Genomic DNA, 17728 nt, shown 5'->3' on the forward strand with positions numbered 1-17728 from the left:
AGCGCCGCCGGCGACATAGTGTCATCGAGTCGGTTGTGGAAGGTCTATTCCAGGGGCGGTTTCCAGCGGAGTTATCCACAGCCCCGGGACGCCACGCTCGATCGAGTCCCCAGCACCTGACACTGAAGCGATGGACTACGACCAGCTCATCGAGCGCTTCGGGGGTGTGGTGTCGACCCGCCAGCTGCTCGAATCCGGAGAGACCACGCCGGATATTCGACGCGCCGTCGAAACCGGTGCGATCCAACGGATTCGGCACGGATGGTTTCGGGTTCCCGATGCCGACCCCGACGTGGTTGCGGCGGTGGCCGACCACGCCATCGTGTCGTGCGCGAGTGCGCTGCTCCGCCACGGATTGTGGATTCCCGACCATCCCGTCGAGTCCCATGCGCGCGTGACGCGGTACGAACGACGTCGGTCCCCCGACCGTTGCCGATGCCACGGCCGCCCGACTCCGGCTCTGGCCGCCGTCGACGATGTCGCGACCGCTCTGCAGTACGCCGCACGGTGCTTCGACGAGGAGGGCTTCGTCATCCTGTGTGACTCCGCACTACATCACGGCAAGCTGACCCACGACGATCTCCGTTCCGAGTTCCGACTCGCCCCACTCGCGATCAAGAACGCAATAGGGAGGTGCAACCGGCTAGCGGCGTCGGGAACCGAGACTGCGGCACGCCTGAGGCTGAGGAGTGCCGGGCTACGCGTCGAGGTGCAGCATCACGTGCCCGGGGTGGGTTGGATCGACCTGCTCGTCGGTGAGCGGCTCGCGATCGAACTCGACAGCCGGGCCCACCACACCGGCGAGGAGGACTACGAAAGCGACCGCGTCAGGTCCCGCAAGCTCATCCCGCTGGGCTATCTACCGATGCGACTCACCTACGCGCAGGTGTTCAGCCACTGGGAGGCCACGTACGCCGACATCGCGGCCGGGGTCCGGAAGGGGTACCACCGCAACCGCGCCGCCGCCGGAAACCGCCCCCGAAATCGACCCCTGATCTCCACCCTCCACAGCCCGCCCGACGACACTATGTCGCCGCCGGCACCGCCACCGAGGGTGCTTTCCAGGGGCGCTTTTCGGTGCGGGCCGCCGGGCATGACCCGCAAGCCCTCAGCCGAGCAGCTTCTTCTGCACCTTGCCCATGGCGTTGCGAGGGAGTGAGTCGACGAACCGGATCTCACGGGGGCGTTTGTGGTTCGACAGTTCGCCGGCGACGAACTCGATGAGCTCGGTGTCGTCGACCTCGTCGGCCACCACATACGCGACTATGCGCTGGCCGAGGTAGTCGTCGGGGACGCCGATCACCGCGGTTTCACGTACGGCCGGGTGCGCGAGGAGCACGGTCTCGATCTCCCCGGCGCCGATGCGGAAGCCGCCGGACTTGATGAGGTCGGTGGACCGGCGTCCGACGATGCGGTGCATGCCGTCCGGGTCGATGACGGCGACGTCGCCGGTGGCGAAGAAGCCGTCGTCGAGCCAGGATTCGGCGGTCGCGTCGGGTCGGTTGAGGTAGCCCGACGCCATCATCGGTCCGCGGACGTGGAGGTCGCCGACGGATTCGCCGTCGTGGGGCACGTCGGCGTCGCCCTCGCGAAGGCGAGTCTCGACTCCCGCGAGGGGAAGTCCGACCCAGCCCGGGCGACGCTCGCCGTCGACCCGGGTGCTGACGGTGATCAGGGTTTCGGTCATGCCGTAACGTTCGACGATCTCGTGACCGGTGAGTTCGCGGACACGGTCGAAGACGGGAACCGGCAGTGGGGCACTGCCGGACACGAGAATGCGTGCGCTGGAGTGCGTTCGGGCGGCTTCGGGATCGGCGCCGACGCGACTCCACACGGTGGGGACCCCGAAGAACATCGACGCACCGGCTTCGGCGGCGGAGGCATATCCCGCCGCGGTCGGCTTCTCGGTGTGGATCAACCGGCCGCCTCGGCGGAGCGGCCCGAGGACGCCGAGGATGAGCCCGTGGACGTGGAAGAGCGGAAGGCCGTGCGCGAGTGTGTCATCGGCGGTCCACAGCCAGGCGTCGGCGAGTGCGTCGAGCCCCTCGGCAATGGCCTGACGGGTGATCGGCACGCCTTTCGGGAGGCCGGTGGTGCCGGAGGTGTAGAGGATCAGCGCGGTCGAATCGGCGTGGGGTTCGGGGTGCCGATGCCATGACTTCGCGTAGCGACGAACCGGGACCACCGGCAGCGTAGAGTCCGCGGGTCCTTGTCCCAGCCAGGCCTGCGCGCCGGAATCGGCCAGGGTGTGGGCGAATTCGCGCGGACCGGAGTCGGGCGGCACCGGGACCACCGGCACGCCGGCGATCAGACCACCGACCACCGCGAGAACGGTCTCGACCGTCGGCTGCGCCAGGACCGCGACGGTGCGCGCACCGGCGATCCGTTCCGCCACAGCGGTGGCGGCACCGACCAGGTCCTCCCGCGACAGACGATCCTCGCCTATCCGGATGACTTCGGGATCGTCCGGGGCAGTGGGGGTCAAGGTCGGCAGGAGCACTCTCTCACTGTGCCACGATCGCCGCGTCGTGCCGTGGACCCGACGTGACCTACGTCGTGTCATCGGGCGTGTGCGAGAGCCTCGGCCCGCTCCTTGATCCCGTGGAGCATCTTGCGTTCCATGATCAGCGACCCGGGTTCCATCGGGATCATCGCCAGCTTCTTGCCCAGCCCGGGCAGCCGGAACCGGTTCCGGCTGATCAGGCGCGTCGAGTCGCCGTCCGGGATCAGCGTGAACGACCACACCCAGTCACCGTCGGGGGTCCGGGTGACGAAGGCGTGGTCGGGGTCGGCGATCTCGATGCGGGAGGCCTCGGGCCCGACGCCGATGGTCTCGCCGACGGTCGGATGCGCGAACTCCTCGAGCACCCGGTCGGTGCTGTGCATGTCGAGCCCGAGCAGGTTCTCGATCCAGTCGTAGGTGTACGCCCCGCCCCGCGGGGACGGGCCCATCTGGGCCAGCCACGGATAGATCGCCTCGGGCGGTGCGTCGATCGTGATCGCCCGTGTGGCCACCCCGTCGGCGTCGGGCAGCAGCTCGTCGCCCGGGAGTGCTGCGGTGACCTCCTCGGTCGTCGCTCCCCAGGTCATCACCCACGGCCGAACCCAGACCTGGTACGCGACGCAGCCGGCGGCAGCGGCCAGCACACCGGCGATGATCGGACCGCTCCTCCTCATTTCCGATCCCGGTTCGACGCGGCGGTCAGCGGGCGAGTCGGATAGGGGGCGTCGGGTGGAGGTGGCGGATGACGCGCCAGCGCGCGCCGCCACAGGACGGCCAGAGAGATCTCGACGATCCCGACGACGACGATGACCGGTTGCAGGAAGAAGAAGACTTGGAGCAGCGCGATCTGGATGCCGATCCAGGCCACCAACGACGCGCCACTCAACAGACCCCCGAGGATGCCGATCCGGGCGTCGGCCGGCAGGAGGACGATGGCCACTGCGGCGAGCGCATGTGGCACGCCGATCGCCGCGACGAGGACGAGGCCGGGGCCGGTCCAGGTGTCGAACGGTGTGTTGTGCAGCCACTCCCTAGGCATCTGCCACCGGTCGTCGGCGAGCGCCAGACCACCGTCGACCGCCTGATAGGCGACGAGCATCTCGACGACAGCCAACAGTGCTGCGGCCCAGGTACGTCGGTATCGGGCAGCCAGGGTGAGTGGGCGGCGGAGGCCCGGTGTCGACCTCATACGTCCAGTCTGCGCGCCCGACAACGCGGCGTCGTGAGTACTAGGTCCCTGACCAGGACATTCTCAGGGGCGAACCCAGCCGTCGGCCATGAACTCGAGGAGGAGCTGGGCCTTGTTGCCGATGGGCCGGCCGGCTTCCTCGTATCGACGCACGACGCGGCGGTAGTGCTCGCGGACCGTGCTCTCCGCGATCTGGTGTGCCTGCGAAGTCTCGCGGAGTGTGGCGCCGAGGGTGTAGGTCTGCAGGATCTCGCGCTCGCGTTCGGTCACCCGCACGCGGTCGGCGGGCGCGTGCGGAGTCGACTGCTGATCGGGCGGGCCGACGATCGCGGCAAGGGCCTGACGCAATGCGGATTCGGCGCCCGGCGAACGGGGTGAGATGCGGATGTGGTCGCGGGAGGCGATCCCGTCGCCGAGGAAGACGACGCGCACATTGCGCAGCATCGACGCACGCCGGACCTTAGCGAGCGAGCCGGGCGACCTGACCAGGAGGACGGCGGGATTGCGCAGGGAGGGAATCTGCCCAGGCTCGACCAGGGTGGCGCCGTAGCCGGCCCCCTCGATGAGGGCCACCAGTGCGGCGTCGAACAGATCGCCTTCGGCGACCACGACGGCGAGGCGTCTCAGATGGGAGTGGGGCTGCGACCCGGCGGATTGCGGGACGGTCCGGCCGACCGAATTGAGTCGGGACACGTTGGGCTGCGGGTTTGTCTCGTGCTGGCGGTGAAGTTCATCCAGAGGGGCTGACATCGGTACCGTCCTTCTGTAGACAGAATCCTGCTGCCGGCCCCGCGTGCCGCCGATTCTCTCGACCCGGCGGCATGATGGGAGCCGTGATCGACCTTGCTCGCGATCGGTTGGCAGGCGGAGAGATGAACTGCTCTCAACGTCTACTTCTCTAGAGTTACGAACATTTGTCGATAAGTCATGGCCTTTACGGCTTGATTGATAAGTAATCGAGTCATAATTGGCTCGAATGACTCCAATCAATGCGTGATCACGCACGAATGGTCGGTATCGGGCAAAATCATGCACGTGCCGAACCGTCTGCGCGTGCTGGTTGCCTCCCCGCTCGGCCACGTCGTCGCCGGCCCTCTCCAAGGCGCGCTCGAGCACGCCGTCGTCACGGTGGCTACGAGCGATGACGAGTTCACCCGCTCGGTTGCCGGCCACGTCCGGTTCGACGTCGTGATCGCGGACCTCATCTGGAACCGTCCCGACTTGGAATGGCGCTTCGACGGCCTCGACGCCATCGACGCCCTCGACAAACACGATCGTCAGGCGCCGGTCATCCTCGCGACCCAGGGGCACGGACTCGAGTTCGATCATCTCGATGAGGCGCGCTTGCGCGACGAGGTCGCCGGCGTCATCGCCAAGTCCGACGGATTCGCGACGCTCATGAGTGCGGTGCGCGCGGTGGCGCTCGGTCAGGGTCTCGGGGAGAAACCGCGGCCCTCGCGCAGGAGGCCTTTGTACGAGTTGTTCACGGGGCAGCGGGGTCATACCGCGGGACGTCTGGCGGGCGCGATCGCCTCCGGCAACGCGTCCGATGGTGCGAGCCTGGCCCGCGCGGCCAAGGTCTCACCCAACACGGCCAACAAGGTGACGAGTCACTACCTCGGTCCGATCATCTGTGAGCGCGGCGAGGAACCGCCGTCCTCACCGATGACGCAGGCGGCTGTCTACCGGTGGTGCGGTCTGCACGCGCGGTACCTGATCAGCTGGTGCCGCCGGCACGGACACTCGGACGTGCTGGGTCCGATGCCGGTTTGACCGAACAACGGTCGTGGAACCACTCGAGGATCTCCACACCGGCGAGAGCGCCGGTTTCGGTGGTGACGGTGAGCCCGGGCGTCGTCCACTCGAGCAGCTCGAGTTCGCCGTGGCGCGGCCGGATCGCGTGGTCGGCGAACTCGAGAAGGTCGGCGTCGAGCCACCCGTCCCCGGCCGCGTACAGCTCCGCGTCCGTTGCGATCGCGCCGTCGTCGACAAGGCGCCGGCGCACCTCGGCGATCGCCGCGGACTTGGTGACCGACCGGGGCGTCGCGTAGATCTTGCGACCCTGTTGCGAAGCCGTCCACCCGTGCGCCGCGCACCAGTCCTGCCAGGCAGTCAGGAATTCTCTCGGCTGGGCCGCCGGTTCGACGACGAGGTAGCAGAACAGGTCGTCGGCGACGCGCAGCGACTTCACCCAGGAATCGTCGACGCGGGTTCGGAGTTCGGTCAGTACCTCGTCGAGTGCTGCACCGGAATCGGCGACTGCACGCTCGACCCGGTGACGCCATTCCGGGTCGTCGGTTCCGTCGACGATAATCCGCCCGCCGTTGCTCGCCACGGCATACCGAAACGGCCCGCCGGGCAGCGCGATTCGCTCGTACTGCGCGGGCGTCCGGGTCGTCGTCGGGATCACCGGCACCCGGTCGGCGAGGCGGGAGAGGAGTTCGACGGCGGTCGTCGTCATGTACGACAGCGGGGCGTCGCGGTAGATCTCGACGCAGACGGTGTCGAGGGTCGCGAACTGTGCCTCGCCCATCGCCGGCCGCGAGTAGATCATCGTCCGGTCGAGGTCGGTGGCGACCAGAACGCTCACGCGTCCTCCTTGATCAATCCGACACACGAGTAGGCAAGACCGGGCGAGATTTCCACCGGCACTCCGCGTTCGGCGGCGAGCAACCGGATGTGGCGGTGTTCGGGCAGGTTGTCGGCCCGGACCAGGACCCGCCACGGCACCCGTCGCAGCAGCACCCGGGTCGTCTCGCCGACGCCGGGCTTGACCAGGTTGATCGACGACAGTCCGTAGTCGAGCTGGATCTGCTCGACCGAACGCCAGCCCGACCAGGTCGGTGTCCGTTCCTCCGGGGACAGGGCGGCGAGCGTGGCGGCGACGCGGTCGGCGACGGCGGGGAACTCGGCGCTCACCGCGTCGAGAAGCCGGCCGGAGACGTCGAACTCGGCCAGATGTCGATAGAACTTGGCGCCGTGGAACTCTCCCGGCCCGATGTGGTCGGCGTTGAGGACCGTACGCGACACCAGTCCTGACACGGTGGAGTTCAGGCATGCCGACGCGATGAGGAAGTCGTCGCGTGTGCCGAACAGGGTGGTGCAGGACCCGGGGTCGGCGAGTACCGCCAGCTCGTCGTGCAGGGCCGGGCGATCGGGCAGCTGTGCGTAGTCGGCCAGCGCCGCGGTGAGTTCGCGCTGGATCGCACCCTTGCCGGTCCAGCCGTCGACGAAGACGACCGATTCGGCGGGGTGACGTTCGACGATGTAATCCAGTGCGGCCTTGTCGATCCCGCGGTCGCGCACGATGGAGATCGTGTAATGCGGGGGCTCGATACCGTGGACGGACTGGATCCAGCGGCGGATCAGGATTCCGACGGGTGTCCCGGCTCGCGCGAGCGACACGAGCGTCGGGGATGAACTCCGTTCGGCGAGAATCAGTTCGGAGACGACGCCGACCGCCACGGCGAGTCGTTGCGCCGACGACTCCAGCGTCGCATGGAAGAGGTCCTGATATTCGCGACCCGGTTGGTACTCGATCGGCAGGGACTCGGCGTAGTGCGCCTTGCCCGACTGGATTCGGCGTTCCCGCTCGTGCAGGTCGCCCTCGAGTGCGATGTCGGAGAGATCCTTGAGCAGCCACGTCACCTCGTCGGGTGCATAGGAGCCGAAGTCGGGACCGCGGAGCGGAGGTGTGGACGTCACGGGTTGACCGCCTGTCGTGATGCGCGGAGTTCCGCCTGGTCGGTTGCCGGGAGGATCGCCAGTGTGACGGGATGGCCGGCGGCGGTGAGGACGTCCAGGAGGCCGCCGGGGGCGCGCAGATCGGGAGTGTCTGCCGGGGTGTCGACCACGACGACGACTTGCGGATCGGGCAGGGCGTCCGACGAGACGTTGTAGATGTAGCGCGGTGTCTCGGGATCGGATTCGGGTGCGAGGAAACGGAATCCCCGCCGCAGCGGGTAACCGGGCACGTCGTGGACCTGTGCAGGCGACCGGGTGGTCGTCTGGTAACCGGTGACGAAGCCGCGCTGCTCGAGGCGCTCGGCGATGCACAGCGGCGCGTACATCAGCTCCTCGTGTCCGACCACGACGACCGGCCGGTGCGCATCGAGACGCTCAGCGATGGTTGCGGCGGCGGCTTCGGTTGCCTCTCGGAACGGCCCCGCATCGGATCGTTCGAAACCGTGACGGCCACCGTCGGGTGTCCCCACCGGCCAGTCGAGGTCGAGCGTGGTGACGTCCGTGCGTTTGCGCGCAACGGGATTGAGCGTGCCTGATGTCAGACCCCACACGTCGTCGAGCAGAGTGGATGGCAGCGTGACCGAGCCGTGAGCCAGTGCGACGTAGGAGACCTCCACGCCGAGGTCGGCGGCCGCCTTCGCGCATTCGGCCCGCTGGTCGGGGCTGCGCATGTCGACGAGCGAGGCGACGACGAACCGTGTGCGCGGACGCGTCGCGACGATCGTCTCGATCGCGCCCAGTGCCGTGGTGCCGGTGGAGATCTCGTCGTCGACGAGGATCAGCGTCTCGTCCGGTGCGGCAGCGTCGAGGAAGCCCGGATCGCTCGGTTGCAGCAGGTGGGTCGTGGCGTGGGAATGACCCTCTTCGAAGGTCCCCGACACGACCACGCCGGGCAGCTGGCGTCGCGTCGAATGCAGGTAACGGGATGCGGAGATCCGCTGGGCGACACAGTGGCCGAGGCCGGTCGCGGTCTCGGCGAAACCGAACACGATGGAGTTGCGCGCGGCGTCGGCGCCGATCTGCTCGATGATCGCCGCCCCGAGGTCGTCGGCCGCACCGCGAACGATGTGAGGGGGCGTGGGGATGTGCTTGCCGAGCACGGTCGAGACCAGTAGGTGGGCGCGCCGTTTGTTATGTCGCAGACCGAGGACGACGAGGTCGCGCAGATGGTGCCCGGCATACCCGGTGCCCTCGGACGCGACCTGCACGCCGAAGCGGGTGGTGACCCAGTCCGGTTCGCGGTCGGACGGCTCGTGGTTCACTGCGTTCACCGGGCCGCCGGTCCCGGAGCGGCGAGGGCGGTCAGGAGATCGACGAAACCGATGCCCTGGCGGGTCACGCCGAAAGCGGCGGCCCGGTCGATCACGCGCAGCGCCCAATTGCGATGTGGTTTCAGCTCGTTCATCTTGTTCCGGTACGAGGATGCCCGGACACCGCCGGCTTCACCGGCGAGGATGTCGAGCGCGTCGTGATACTCCTCGTGGGTCACCGCGGACAGCGCGTGTACGGCAGCGACGTGGGCCGGATGGATCACCGTCTTGCCGTGGAGTCCGTTGGCGCGGTCGAGTGAGATCTCGCGCAACAGGCCGTCCATGTCCCGGCTGACCAGTTGCTGCCGGAAGTAGACCGCGTCGTTCTCGCGAAAAGGCGTGTGCCGCAACATCGGCTGGAACATACGCTCGTGATCGGCGAAGTACTCCCACACCGGACCGGTCACGATGAAGCCGGATTCGTCGGTGCGCCCGAGATGATTGACGATGCCGGCGATCACGTCGGAGGCCACCCGGACGTCGTAGATCGTGAGGTCGCGGTCGCGACGGATGCCGAAGTAACCGCAGATGTCGGTGGCCCCGATACGAACCGCGAGGACGTTGGCGCGATGCGCGCTGAGGTGTGCGGCCAGGGCGGTGAGTTCGTCGTCGCGTGTCTCGCGGTGGACCACCGCGGCGGACTCCAGAACCGGCATGACCCAAAGGTGTTGTCCCAGCAGCTCGCTCGCCCGAACCACGGCGGAAAGTGCCCCTTCGGCGTTGGCGGAGTCGAACTTCGGGATGACGAAACCGGTGAGGGCGGACGGAGTGTTCGAGGCCGAGGGGGGCACGAGGGCCCTTGCGATGCGCAGGATGCGGTCGGCCGATCGCGGACGGACGAAGAGGAGCATAGGCGCGCCGGGGTTCTCCGCGATGTCGCGCAGTGCGGCGACCGCGTGGTCGATGGCATCCGCTTCCTCGTGATCGGCGACTGCGTCCTCGAGGTCGATGACCATCGAGATCACGCCCTCGGCCCGCCGCTTGCGGATGACCTCGGCGAGATCGGGGCGGGTGGCGGGCACGTAGAGGGTGGCACCGAGCGCGATCGCCAATCTCTGTGCGGGCCAGGTGCGATCGATCGGCTCCGGATGCCGGAAGAACAACTGTTCGCGGGTCGCGGGCCCCAAATGATCGAAATGCCGGATTGTTCCGGGTTCGAGCCAGGTCTCGTCGTGGCTGGCGGTCGTGGTCATCGCGCGGCCACCTGTCCTCTCATCCGGGAAACGATCTCACTGATTCGGTCGTCCACGGCTCGTAGCTGGGTCAGATATCCCCAGTAGTCGGGGTGAACGCGATCGAGGTCCCGCTTTGCACGCTCGATCCGGTCGGCCTGAGCATCGAGTACCGAGCCCCATTCGTCAACCAGAGAATGGTTGACCGCGAAGAGCTGGGCGTCGCGGAGACGAAAGCGGACGCTGCGTTCGGCGTCCTGGGGGTCGGCACGCACCTCGCGGAGGACCCGAAGCCGATCCAGGGCGGCATCGACGGCGGCCTCCGCGACGGACAGATCGTCGCGGGCGGCATCGGCCTGGTCGATTGCCTGGTCGGGGGCATCGGCGAGCATCCCGCGCGCTGAGGAGATCGCCGTATCCGCGTGGGCGAGACGCTCGTCGACGATGGCCTCGGTGCGCTCCAGGTCGGTGGAACAGTCCGCGCTGAACTCCCGGCGCAACGCCGAGAGCGTGTCGGGAACCTGTGCACTCCGAGTGGCGATTGCGCTGCGCCGGGTTTCCACCGACCGGATGACCTGACGGGCGCGGTCGGCGAAGGCGGGCGCCTCGCGGAGGAGGCTCTCGAGCCGCTGTGCCGACGTGATGACCGTCGCAGCCGCCGACTGCCGCTCGTGTAGAGCTGAACTCTGCTCGAAAACTCTCAACGCCCGGTCGAGTTCGTCGGTGGCCCGGGTCACCGACTGCAGCCGGCCGATCGCCGGACCGGCGTTCTCCAGGGCCGTCATCGCCCGATGCGAGGCGACGCGCGCCTCGTGGTCCTGGGCGTTCGCGGTCTGCACCGCGGAACGGGCGCGTCGGAGTGCACCGGCGTTCGCCTCGGCGAAGCCGCGCATCGACGCCGTGACCGCCCGGAGGGCCTCGGTGGTGCGGTCGTAGTCCTTCTGTCGGACGCGCGTGCCCTCGGGCGGGGAGACGAGATGGAGATAGTCGGCGGTCACCTGGGCGTGCTGATCGCGGATCGTCGACCAGGCACCGCGCAACTGGGAGCGAGAGTCGGTGGCGGCGACCACGGCGACCGCCGGATCGATGTCGGCGAGAACCGTTTCGGACTCCAAGAAGGCCGCTGTCATTTGTTCCGATGATGCAGGTAAGGCGGAATTCGTGCGTGAATCGTTGCCGAACCAACGACGTACGAAGTTTCCGGGCACGACACGATGCTATCGGCTAATTTCAACTCGGTACGAGGCCGGACTGATCGACTCAAGGCTGAGCTGATCAGTCGCCTCATGGCGGTGATGGATGCCGATCGGCGGCGGTGCCGTGATTCGGGGATGGCGTCGGGGAACACACGAGGGCGGCCGAGCGGCGGCCTCCCGGCGGCGCGAGAGAGGCACGTCGAATGCAGTTGGTACAACGATCCAAACGCGTGGTCGAGGCCAGGCTGAACAACACCGCGGTCCGCGCGATCAGCGGATCGATGGTGGCCTACGAGGGGCAGGTCGCGTTCAAGTCGGCCGGCTTCGGCGGCGGCGACGGCGTGCTCGCCGGCCTCAAACAACGGGCGACAGGTGAGGCGCTGTCACTCATGGAGGCCTCGGGCAACGGCATCGTCTACTTCGCCCACAATGCGGCCGAGACGACGATCATCGAACTCAACAACGAGACCTTGCAGGTCGAGTCCGAGCAGCTCATGGTGCTCAACGGGAATCTCCAGACGAATGTGACGTTCGCGGGTCTGCGCGGCGCGTCGTCGGGTCAGGGCCTGTTCACCACGACGGTCAGCGGCTACGGCCAGATCGCGTTGCTGTCCAACGGCGGACCGTTGATCCATCTCGAGGTGTCCCCGCAGCACCCGCTCGTTGTCGACCCGGACGCTTTCGTCTGTGCGCGTGGGCAATTGAACCAGTCCTTCGTCACCGATGTCTCGTGGCGGTCAGTCATGGGACAGGGCAGCGGTGAGGCGTTCTCGCTGCGGTGGGACGGAACCGGCGTCGTGTCGATCCAACCGGCCGAGCGGTGAGGGTGAGGTAGCGAATGTTCACCAAGGTCAACAGCAAGGTCGTCTCCGTCGACATCGGCCGCAGTGGTCCGATCGTCGCCCGCAAGGGCGCGATGCTCTTCTACAAGGGCAACGTCTTCTTCCAGCCGCATCAGATCGCGGGCGCCGGAATGGGTGGCGGTATGCCGGGATTGGGTGCGATGGGCGGCATGGCCGGCCGCATGCTCACCGGCGAGCACGAGTCGACGATGATCGCGCAGGGGCAGGGCGAGGTGCACTACGGGTTCCTCGGGATCGAGGTCCACGTCGTCGATCTGGGCGCGGTCGGCGGCACCATCCGCGTCGAGGCCTCACGGCTGCTCGCCTACGGCGCCAACCTGCAGGCATCGGTGGTCTCGGTCGCTCCCCAGGGCAACAGCGTCGGCGGTGGTGGCGGAGGCGGTGGCCTCTTCGGTGCCCTGCGGTCCGCGGCTGCCGGTGTCGTCACGGGCCAGGGCATGTTCACGACGCAACTCTCCGGGCCCGGGTCTGCCGTGATCCTCGGCCACGGCGGGGTCTTCGAACTCGAGGTGTCGCCGAACAAGCCGCCGGTGACCGTCGACCCGCAGGCCTTCGTCGGCTCCGCGGGACAGGTCAACACCAACCTGCGCTCGACCGTCAGCTGGCGCAACGTCGGCCGGACCGGCGGCGAGGCAATGCAATTGGAGTGTTCCGGACAGGGCATCGTGTACGTGCAGGCATCGGAGGAGAAGCTGTGAGCCAACTCAACACCGTGTGGAATCCGATGACTCTGCCATCGGACGACAACGTCCCGGACAACAACTACTCGTTCTGCATCGATCTCACCCAGCCGTGGTTCATGTCCAAGGGCGCGATGATCGCCTACTACGGCCAGATGCAGTTCACCTCGCTCCAACAGGGATTGCAGGGCCAGCTGCTGCAGATGGTGGCGCAGCAATTTTCGGCCCCGCTGTACCTCGGTGACTATGTGGTCGCCGAGGGCCAGGGCAAGCTGATCATCGGCGACCGCGGTTACGACATCAACGCCTACGACCTCGAGGACGGCAACCTCACGATCCGTGCCTCGAATCTGCTGGCGTTCCAGCCTCAGCTGTCGCTGAACCAGTCGATCGTGCCCGGCTTCCTCACCCTGATCGGCACCGGCAAGTTCCTGGCGTCGTCGAACGGGCCGGTCATGTTCGTCGAGCCGCCAGTGCGCGTCGACCCCGAAGCGCTTGTCGGATGGTCGGATTGCCCGTCCCCGAGCCATCACTACGACCAGGCGTGGGTGAACAGCTTCATCGCCGCCGCCGGCCAGCGCTTCGGCATCAGCTCCGGCGAGGAACGACAGTTCGACTTCACCGGCGCCGGAACGGTTCTGGTGCAGTCGAGCGAGAAGGTGCGCGACGACTCGTCGGTCCTCCGCACAATCCAGGGCCAGCTGCCGGGCCTCTCGGTGCCGGGCCTGCAACAGATCAACCAGCAGATCACCCAGCAGCTCACGCAGCACCAGGGCTGAGCACGACCCATACGACGACTGCGCCTCAGATCCCGGAAGGATCTGCGGCGCAGTTGTTTGTGATGCCCTTGTGCCCTGAGGTCGAGCCTCGAAGGGTCAGACGCCTACCGGCTCGGCCGCTTCCTTGCGCTTCCGCCGGACGATGCTCGACAACAGTGCCGCGATGATCAGGACCAGACCGACGAGGCCGGTGATGATCTCGGGCACATGCGTGCCGATCGAGTACAGCAGGATGAGCGCCAGCGCGCCGATGGCCCAGTGTGCGCCGTGCTCGAGGTACTCGTACTCCGAGAGCGTGCCCTTGCGGACGAGGTACACGGTGAGCGAACGGACGAACATCGCGCCGATGAGGCCGAGGCCGAGGGCGATCAGGATCGGGTCGGCGGTGATGGCGAATGCTCCGATCACACCGTCGAACGAGAACGACGCGTCCAGGACCTCGAGGTAGAGGAACAGGAAGAAGCCCGCCTTACCGGTGGCCTTGGCCAGGTCGGTCGGACCCGGACGGCCGGTGGTCTTCTCAGCCGATTCGTCGAGTCCCTCGACCTCGTCCTCGATCTCGACGTTGAAGAACTCACCGAGCCCGTTGACCAGGATGTAGGTGATCATGCCGAGCGAACCGGCGATCATGACCGTCGACCGCTCGTCGGCCGGCGCGATGAACGTGGCGGTGAGCACCAGCAGACCGATCGCGATGACGACCTCGAGCATCTCCAGCTTGCCGATGCGCTCGAGCGGGCGCTCGATCCAGGTCAGCCAGGTGAGTTCCTTCTCCTCGAAGAGGAAGCCGAGGAACAGCATCAGCAGGAACATGCCACCGAAGGCGGCGATCTGCGGATGGGCGTCGGTGATGATCGTTTCGTAACTCGGGGAGCCGTCGGCGAAGAACGCGGCATCGCCGGGCGGCGGATTCAGCGCGAGATCGAGCGCCTCAACCGGGTTGAGTCCGGATGCGAGCCACACGATGACCAGCGGGAACACCAGACGCATACCGAAGACGGCGATCAGGATGCCGATGGTGAGGAAGATCTTCTGCCAGAACTCGCTCATCCTGCGGAGCACGGTCGCATTGATGACCGCGTTGTCGAAGGAGAGCGTGACCTCGAAGATGCCGAGGATCGCGGTGAGGATCAGCGCTTCGACGCCGCCGTAGAGGAACGCGACGACCAGCGCCACGATCGTTATGACGAAGGAGAGGCCGAAAATTCTTACTACCACTGGATTGTGGCCTTTCTAGGGAGCAGATGGACTGGCCGACAGCGTCGTCGGACGGTGGTCACGACACACGGATGCCGCACCCGCTGGAACAGGGGGTGCGGCATCCATGAAGCTGACGGGCAGCCGGGTCGACGAGAATGTCAGACGTTCACGCCGAAGTCGCGGGCGATACCCGCGAGCCCCGATGCGTAACCCTGGCCGACAGCGCGGAACTTCCACTCCGAACCGTGGCGGTACAGCTCACCGAAGACCATCGCGGTCTCGGTGGAGGCGTCCTCGGTGAGGTCGTAGCGGGCGATCTCGGCGCCGTTGGCGCGGTTCACGACGCGGATGAAGGCGTTGCGGACCTGACCGAACGACTGCGAGCGCGCGTCGGCGTCGTAGATCGAGACGGGGAAGACGATGGAATCGACCTCCGGCGGGGTGGCCGCCAGGTCGACGTTGATGGCCTCGTCGTCGCCCTCACCCTCACCGGTCAGGTTGTCGCCGGTGTGCTCGATCGAGCCGTCGGGGGAGCGCAGGTTGTTGAAGAAGACGAAGTGCTGATCGGAGAGCACCTTCTTGTTGGTGCCGAGTGCGATCGCGCTGGCGTCCAGGTCGAAGTCGGTGCCGGTGGTGGTGCGGATGTCCCAGCCGAGACCGACGGACACCGCGGTGAGTCCCGGGGCCTCCTTGGTCAGCGAGACATTTCCGCCCTTGCTCAGGCTCACGCCCATGAGATTGTGCCTTTCTGTTGGTACGTGGTCTGTCGATGTCCGGTACACCCGTTGTTCGGACGCACGGAGCAACGTCAACACTCTATGCGAAGGGTGTGTCGTGGTCACTGAGTCGGATGGATGACCTGCGGATTCCCGGTTTTCGGACCCACCCGATGCGTTGTTCGGCGCACGCACGTCGTAGCGACCCTGGCGTCCGCCGACCATCGCTGGGACCATGGGGATCAGTCCGAGCGGAGCGCCTGGCGCGTCACCGCGTCGACGACGCGGACAGGTTCTGACTCCGGTTCAGCCACGAGCCATGCACAGCTCGGGCGTGAGCCGATCAGGAGTGTGCGATGCCCGCCCAGAACGTTGCCCGCAAGCTCATCGAAGCCCACCTCGAGGCCGGGGACATGACGCCCGGTGAGGAGATCGCTATCCGCATCGATCAGACCCTCACCCAGGACGCCACCGGGACGTTGGTGATGCAGGAACTGGAGTCGCTGGGACTCGACCGCGCCCGCACCGAGGTGAGCGTCCAGTACGTCGATCACAACCTGCTGCAGACCGACGAGAAGAACGCCGAGGATCACGAGTACCTGCGTACCGCGTGCGAACGCTTCGGCCTCTGGTTCTCCAAGCCCGGCAACGGCGTCTCCCATCCCACTCACATGCAGCGGTTCGGTATCCCCGGCAAGACGATGGTCGGGTCCGACTCCCACACGCCTGCCGCCGGATCACTCGGGATGCTCGCGATCGGGGTGGGCGGACTCGAGGTGGCACTGGCCATCACGGGTCGCCCGTTGAACATCCGTATGCCCGAGATCTGGGGCGTCCGGCTGGAAGGCGAACTGCCGCCGTGGTGTTCGGCCAAGGACGTGATCCTCGAGATGCTCCGGCGCCACGACGTGAAGGGTGCGGTGAACCGCATCATCGAGTACCACGGTCCCGGCTTGGCGAGTCTGACGGCGATGGATCGCCACGTGATCGCGAACATGGGTGCCGAACTCGGGGCCACGACGACGGTGTTCCCCAGCGACGACGCGGTGCGCGAGTTCCTGCGCGCAGAGGGTCGCGAAGACGACTGGACCGAGCTGGTCGCCGACGACGGCGCGAGCTATGACGCCGAGGAGACCATCGACCTCTCCGAGATCGTCCCGTTGATCGCGAAGCCGTCCTCGCCGGGCGACGTCGTGCCGGTCAGCGAGGTCGCCGGCGAGGAGATCTCACAGGTGGTCATCGGGTCGAGCGCCAACCCCGGTCTCCGCGACTTCGCGATCGCCGCAGCGATGGTGGCGGGGAGGCAGACGTCGTCGAGTGTCAGCTTCGACATCAACCCGACCTCGCGCGAGATCCTCACCGACCTCACCAAGATGGGTGCCACGACCAACCTGGTCATCAGCGGCGCGCGCATCCATCAGGCCGGTTGTATGGGGTGCATCGGCATGGGACAGGCACCCGCGACCGGGCAGAACTCCTTGCGCACCATGCCTCGCAACTTCCCCGGCCGCTCGGGCACCAAGGACGACAAGGTGTGGCTGTGTTCGCCGGAGACCGCGGCAGCATCGGCGCTGACCGGCGTGATCACCGATCCCCGCGAGTGGGCTGCCGACAACGATGTTGCGTACCCAGATCTCGGCCTCCCCGAGGAGCACTCGATCAACACCGCGATGCTGGTCCCGCCGCTGTCGCCGGAGGAGGCGACGAAGGTCGAACCGGTGAAGGGGCCCAACATCTCCGACCTCCCGGACCTCGATTCGCTGCCCGACGTCGTCGAGGCGCCGGTGCTGCTGAAGGTCGGCGACAACATCTCCACCGACGACATCTCGCCCGCGGGTGCGAAGGCTCTGCCCTACCGGTCGAACATCCCCAAGCTCGCCGAGTTCTGCTTCACGCGGATCGACGACACCTACACCGAGAGAGCACGATCCGCCGACACCGGGCACATCATCATCGGCGGTGACAACTACGGGCAGGGCTCGTCTCGCGAGCACGCGGCGATCGCGCCGCGCCATCTCGGTCTGCGGGTGGTGATCGCCAAGTCGTTCGCGCGCATCCACTGGCAGAACCTCGCGAACTTCGGTGTGCTGGCAGTGGAATTCACCGACCCCGCCGACTACGACGCCGTCGACCAGGACGACACCCTACGGCTGGAGAACCTTCGGGATGGGCTCGGCGCCGACGACGTCCTCACCGTCCGCAACGTCACCAAGGACCGGACATTCCAAGTCCGGCACCGACTCTCGAAGCGTCAGGTCTCGGATGTCCTGGCCGGGGGTCTCATCCCGCGGCTCGCCGCCGAGGAGCATCCGGATGAACATCGTGCCGAGGAGACGGTGTTGCAGGACAGCGGAGAGATCAGCTGACCCGGGCCGC

The 17728-nt window shown here is 67.1% G+C and carries 17 protein-coding genes; 6 read left to right on the plus strand and 11 right to left on the minus strand.

Annotation, left to right across the window (positions count from 1 at the left end; all coding sequences use genetic code 11):
• Nucleotides 1-130: 130 nt before the first annotated feature.
• Nucleotides 131-1159 carry a type IV toxin-antitoxin system AbiEi family antitoxin domain-containing protein gene (locus tag LQD00_RS09130; RefSeq protein ID WP_232716828.1) on the plus strand — a complete coding sequence of 343 codons (1029 nt, stop codon included), beginning with the start codon at nucleotides 131-133 and terminating at the stop codon, nucleotides 1157-1159.
• Here the strand turns inward: LQD00_RS09130 and LQD00_RS09135 are convergent.
• The 4 genes from LQD00_RS09135 to LQD00_RS09150 form a co-directional block, all read right to left on the minus strand.
• On the minus strand, nucleotides 1109-2500 hold the full coding sequence (locus LQD00_RS09135; RefSeq protein WP_232716829.1) for an acyl-CoA synthetase: 1392 nt from the start codon (nucleotides 2498-2500) through the stop codon (nucleotides 1109-1111). The two genes, LQD00_RS09130 and LQD00_RS09135, sit on opposite strands and share 51 nt — an antisense overlap.
• 59 nt (nucleotides 2501-2559) lie before the next feature.
• Nucleotides 2560-3177 carry an SRPBCC family protein gene (locus LQD00_RS09140; RefSeq protein WP_232716830.1) on the minus strand — a complete coding sequence of 206 codons (618 nt, stop codon included), beginning with the start codon at nucleotides 3175-3177 and terminating at the stop codon, nucleotides 2560-2562.
• On the minus strand, nucleotides 3174-3692 hold the full coding sequence (locus LQD00_RS09145) for a hypothetical protein (protein ID WP_232716831.1): 519 nt from the start codon (nucleotides 3690-3692) through the stop codon (nucleotides 3174-3176). Before LQD00_RS09145 ends, LQD00_RS09140 begins: the two co-directional genes overlap by 4 nt.
• A gap of 63 nt (nucleotides 3693-3755) precedes the next feature.
• The gene (locus LQD00_RS09150) at nucleotides 3756-4442 is read right to left on the minus strand and encodes a helix-turn-helix transcriptional regulator (RefSeq protein ID WP_006361074.1); all 687 of its coding nucleotides are present in this window, start codon (nucleotides 4440-4442) and stop codon (nucleotides 3756-3758) included.
• A gap of 279 nt (nucleotides 4443-4721) precedes the next feature.
• On the opposite strand from LQD00_RS09150, the gene LQD00_RS09155 reads away from it, so the two are divergent.
• Complete coding sequence (locus LQD00_RS09155) at nucleotides 4722-5465, plus strand: MSMEG_1198 family transcriptional regulator (protein WP_232717095.1); 744 nt, start codon at nucleotides 4722-4724, stop codon at nucleotides 5463-5465.
• Here the strand turns inward: LQD00_RS09155 and LQD00_RS09160 are convergent.
• From LQD00_RS09160 to LQD00_RS09180, 5 genes are read right to left on the minus strand one after another with little or no spacing between them, the layout of a single operon-like run.
• A complete protein-coding gene (locus LQD00_RS09160) occupies nucleotides 5410-6282 on the minus strand; it encodes an HAD family hydrolase (RefSeq protein ID WP_232716832.1) in 873 nt (290 codons plus the stop codon). The genes LQD00_RS09155 and LQD00_RS09160 overlap by 56 nt on opposite strands.
• On the minus strand, nucleotides 6279-7397 hold the full coding sequence (locus LQD00_RS09165; RefSeq protein ID WP_232716833.1) for a cysteine protease StiP family protein: 1119 nt from the start codon (nucleotides 7395-7397) through the stop codon (nucleotides 6279-6281). Before LQD00_RS09165 ends, LQD00_RS09160 begins: the two co-directional genes overlap by 4 nt.
• On the minus strand, nucleotides 7394-8707 hold the full coding sequence (locus LQD00_RS09170) for a phosphoribosyltransferase family protein (protein WP_232716834.1): 1314 nt from the start codon (nucleotides 8705-8707) through the stop codon (nucleotides 7394-7396). The genes LQD00_RS09165 and LQD00_RS09170 overlap by 4 nt, the downstream gene beginning before the upstream one ends.
• The gene (locus LQD00_RS09175; RefSeq protein WP_232716835.1) at nucleotides 8704-9939 is read right to left on the minus strand and encodes an HpcH/HpaI aldolase/citrate lyase family protein; all 1236 of its coding nucleotides are present in this window, start codon (nucleotides 9937-9939) and stop codon (nucleotides 8704-8706) included. Before LQD00_RS09175 ends, LQD00_RS09170 begins: the two co-directional genes overlap by 4 nt.
• Nucleotides 9936-11048 (minus strand): hypothetical protein, encoded by a 1113-nt coding sequence (locus LQD00_RS09180; protein ID WP_232716836.1) that lies wholly within the window; start codon nucleotides 11046-11048, stop codon nucleotides 9936-9938. The genes LQD00_RS09175 and LQD00_RS09180 overlap by 4 nt, the downstream gene beginning before the upstream one ends.
• Nucleotides 11049-11317: 269 nt before the next feature.
• Between LQD00_RS09180 and LQD00_RS09185 the strand changes: the two genes are divergently transcribed.
• Genes LQD00_RS09185 through LQD00_RS09195 form a run of 3 tightly spaced genes read left to right on the plus strand, consistent with a single transcriptional unit; the run spans nucleotide 11318 to nucleotide 13436 of the window.
• The gene (locus LQD00_RS09185; protein WP_232716837.1) at nucleotides 11318-11938 is read left to right on the plus strand and encodes an AIM24 family protein; all 621 of its coding nucleotides are present in this window, start codon (nucleotides 11318-11320) and stop codon (nucleotides 11936-11938) included.
• 14 nt (nucleotides 11939-11952) lie between these two features.
• A complete protein-coding gene (locus LQD00_RS09190; RefSeq protein WP_232716838.1) occupies nucleotides 11953-12675 on the plus strand; it encodes an AIM24 family protein in 723 nt (240 codons plus the stop codon).
• Nucleotides 12672-13436: an AIM24 family protein gene (locus LQD00_RS09195; protein ID WP_232716839.1), complete on the plus strand. Its 765-nt coding sequence runs from the start codon at nucleotides 12672-12674 to the stop codon at nucleotides 13434-13436. Before LQD00_RS09190 ends, LQD00_RS09195 begins: the two co-directional genes overlap by 4 nt.
• Nucleotides 13437-13532: 96 nt before the next feature.
• On the opposite strand, the gene LQD00_RS09200 is transcribed toward LQD00_RS09195, so the two are convergent.
• On the minus strand, nucleotides 13533-14654 hold the full coding sequence (locus LQD00_RS09200; protein ID WP_232716840.1) for a DUF475 domain-containing protein: 1122 nt from the start codon (nucleotides 14652-14654) through the stop codon (nucleotides 13533-13535).
• A 140-nt stretch (nucleotides 14655-14794) separates the two neighbouring features.
• Nucleotides 14795-15370 (minus strand): TerD family protein, encoded by a 576-nt coding sequence (locus LQD00_RS09205; protein ID WP_232716841.1) that lies wholly within the window; start codon nucleotides 15368-15370, stop codon nucleotides 14795-14797.
• Between the two features lie 338 nt (nucleotides 15371-15708).
• Between LQD00_RS09205 and LQD00_RS09210 the strand changes: the two genes are divergently transcribed.
• Nucleotides 15709-17718: an aconitate hydratase gene (locus LQD00_RS09210; protein WP_232716842.1), complete on the plus strand. Its 2010-nt coding sequence runs from the start codon at nucleotides 15709-15711 to the stop codon at nucleotides 17716-17718.
• Nucleotides 17719-17728 lie beyond the last annotated feature (10 nt).

Origin of the sequence: Gordonia metallireducens, from assembly GCF_021245825.1 — a bacterium.
GTDB classification, from domain to species: Bacteria; Actinomycetota; Actinomycetes; order Mycobacteriales; family Mycobacteriaceae; genus Gordonia; species Gordonia namibiensis.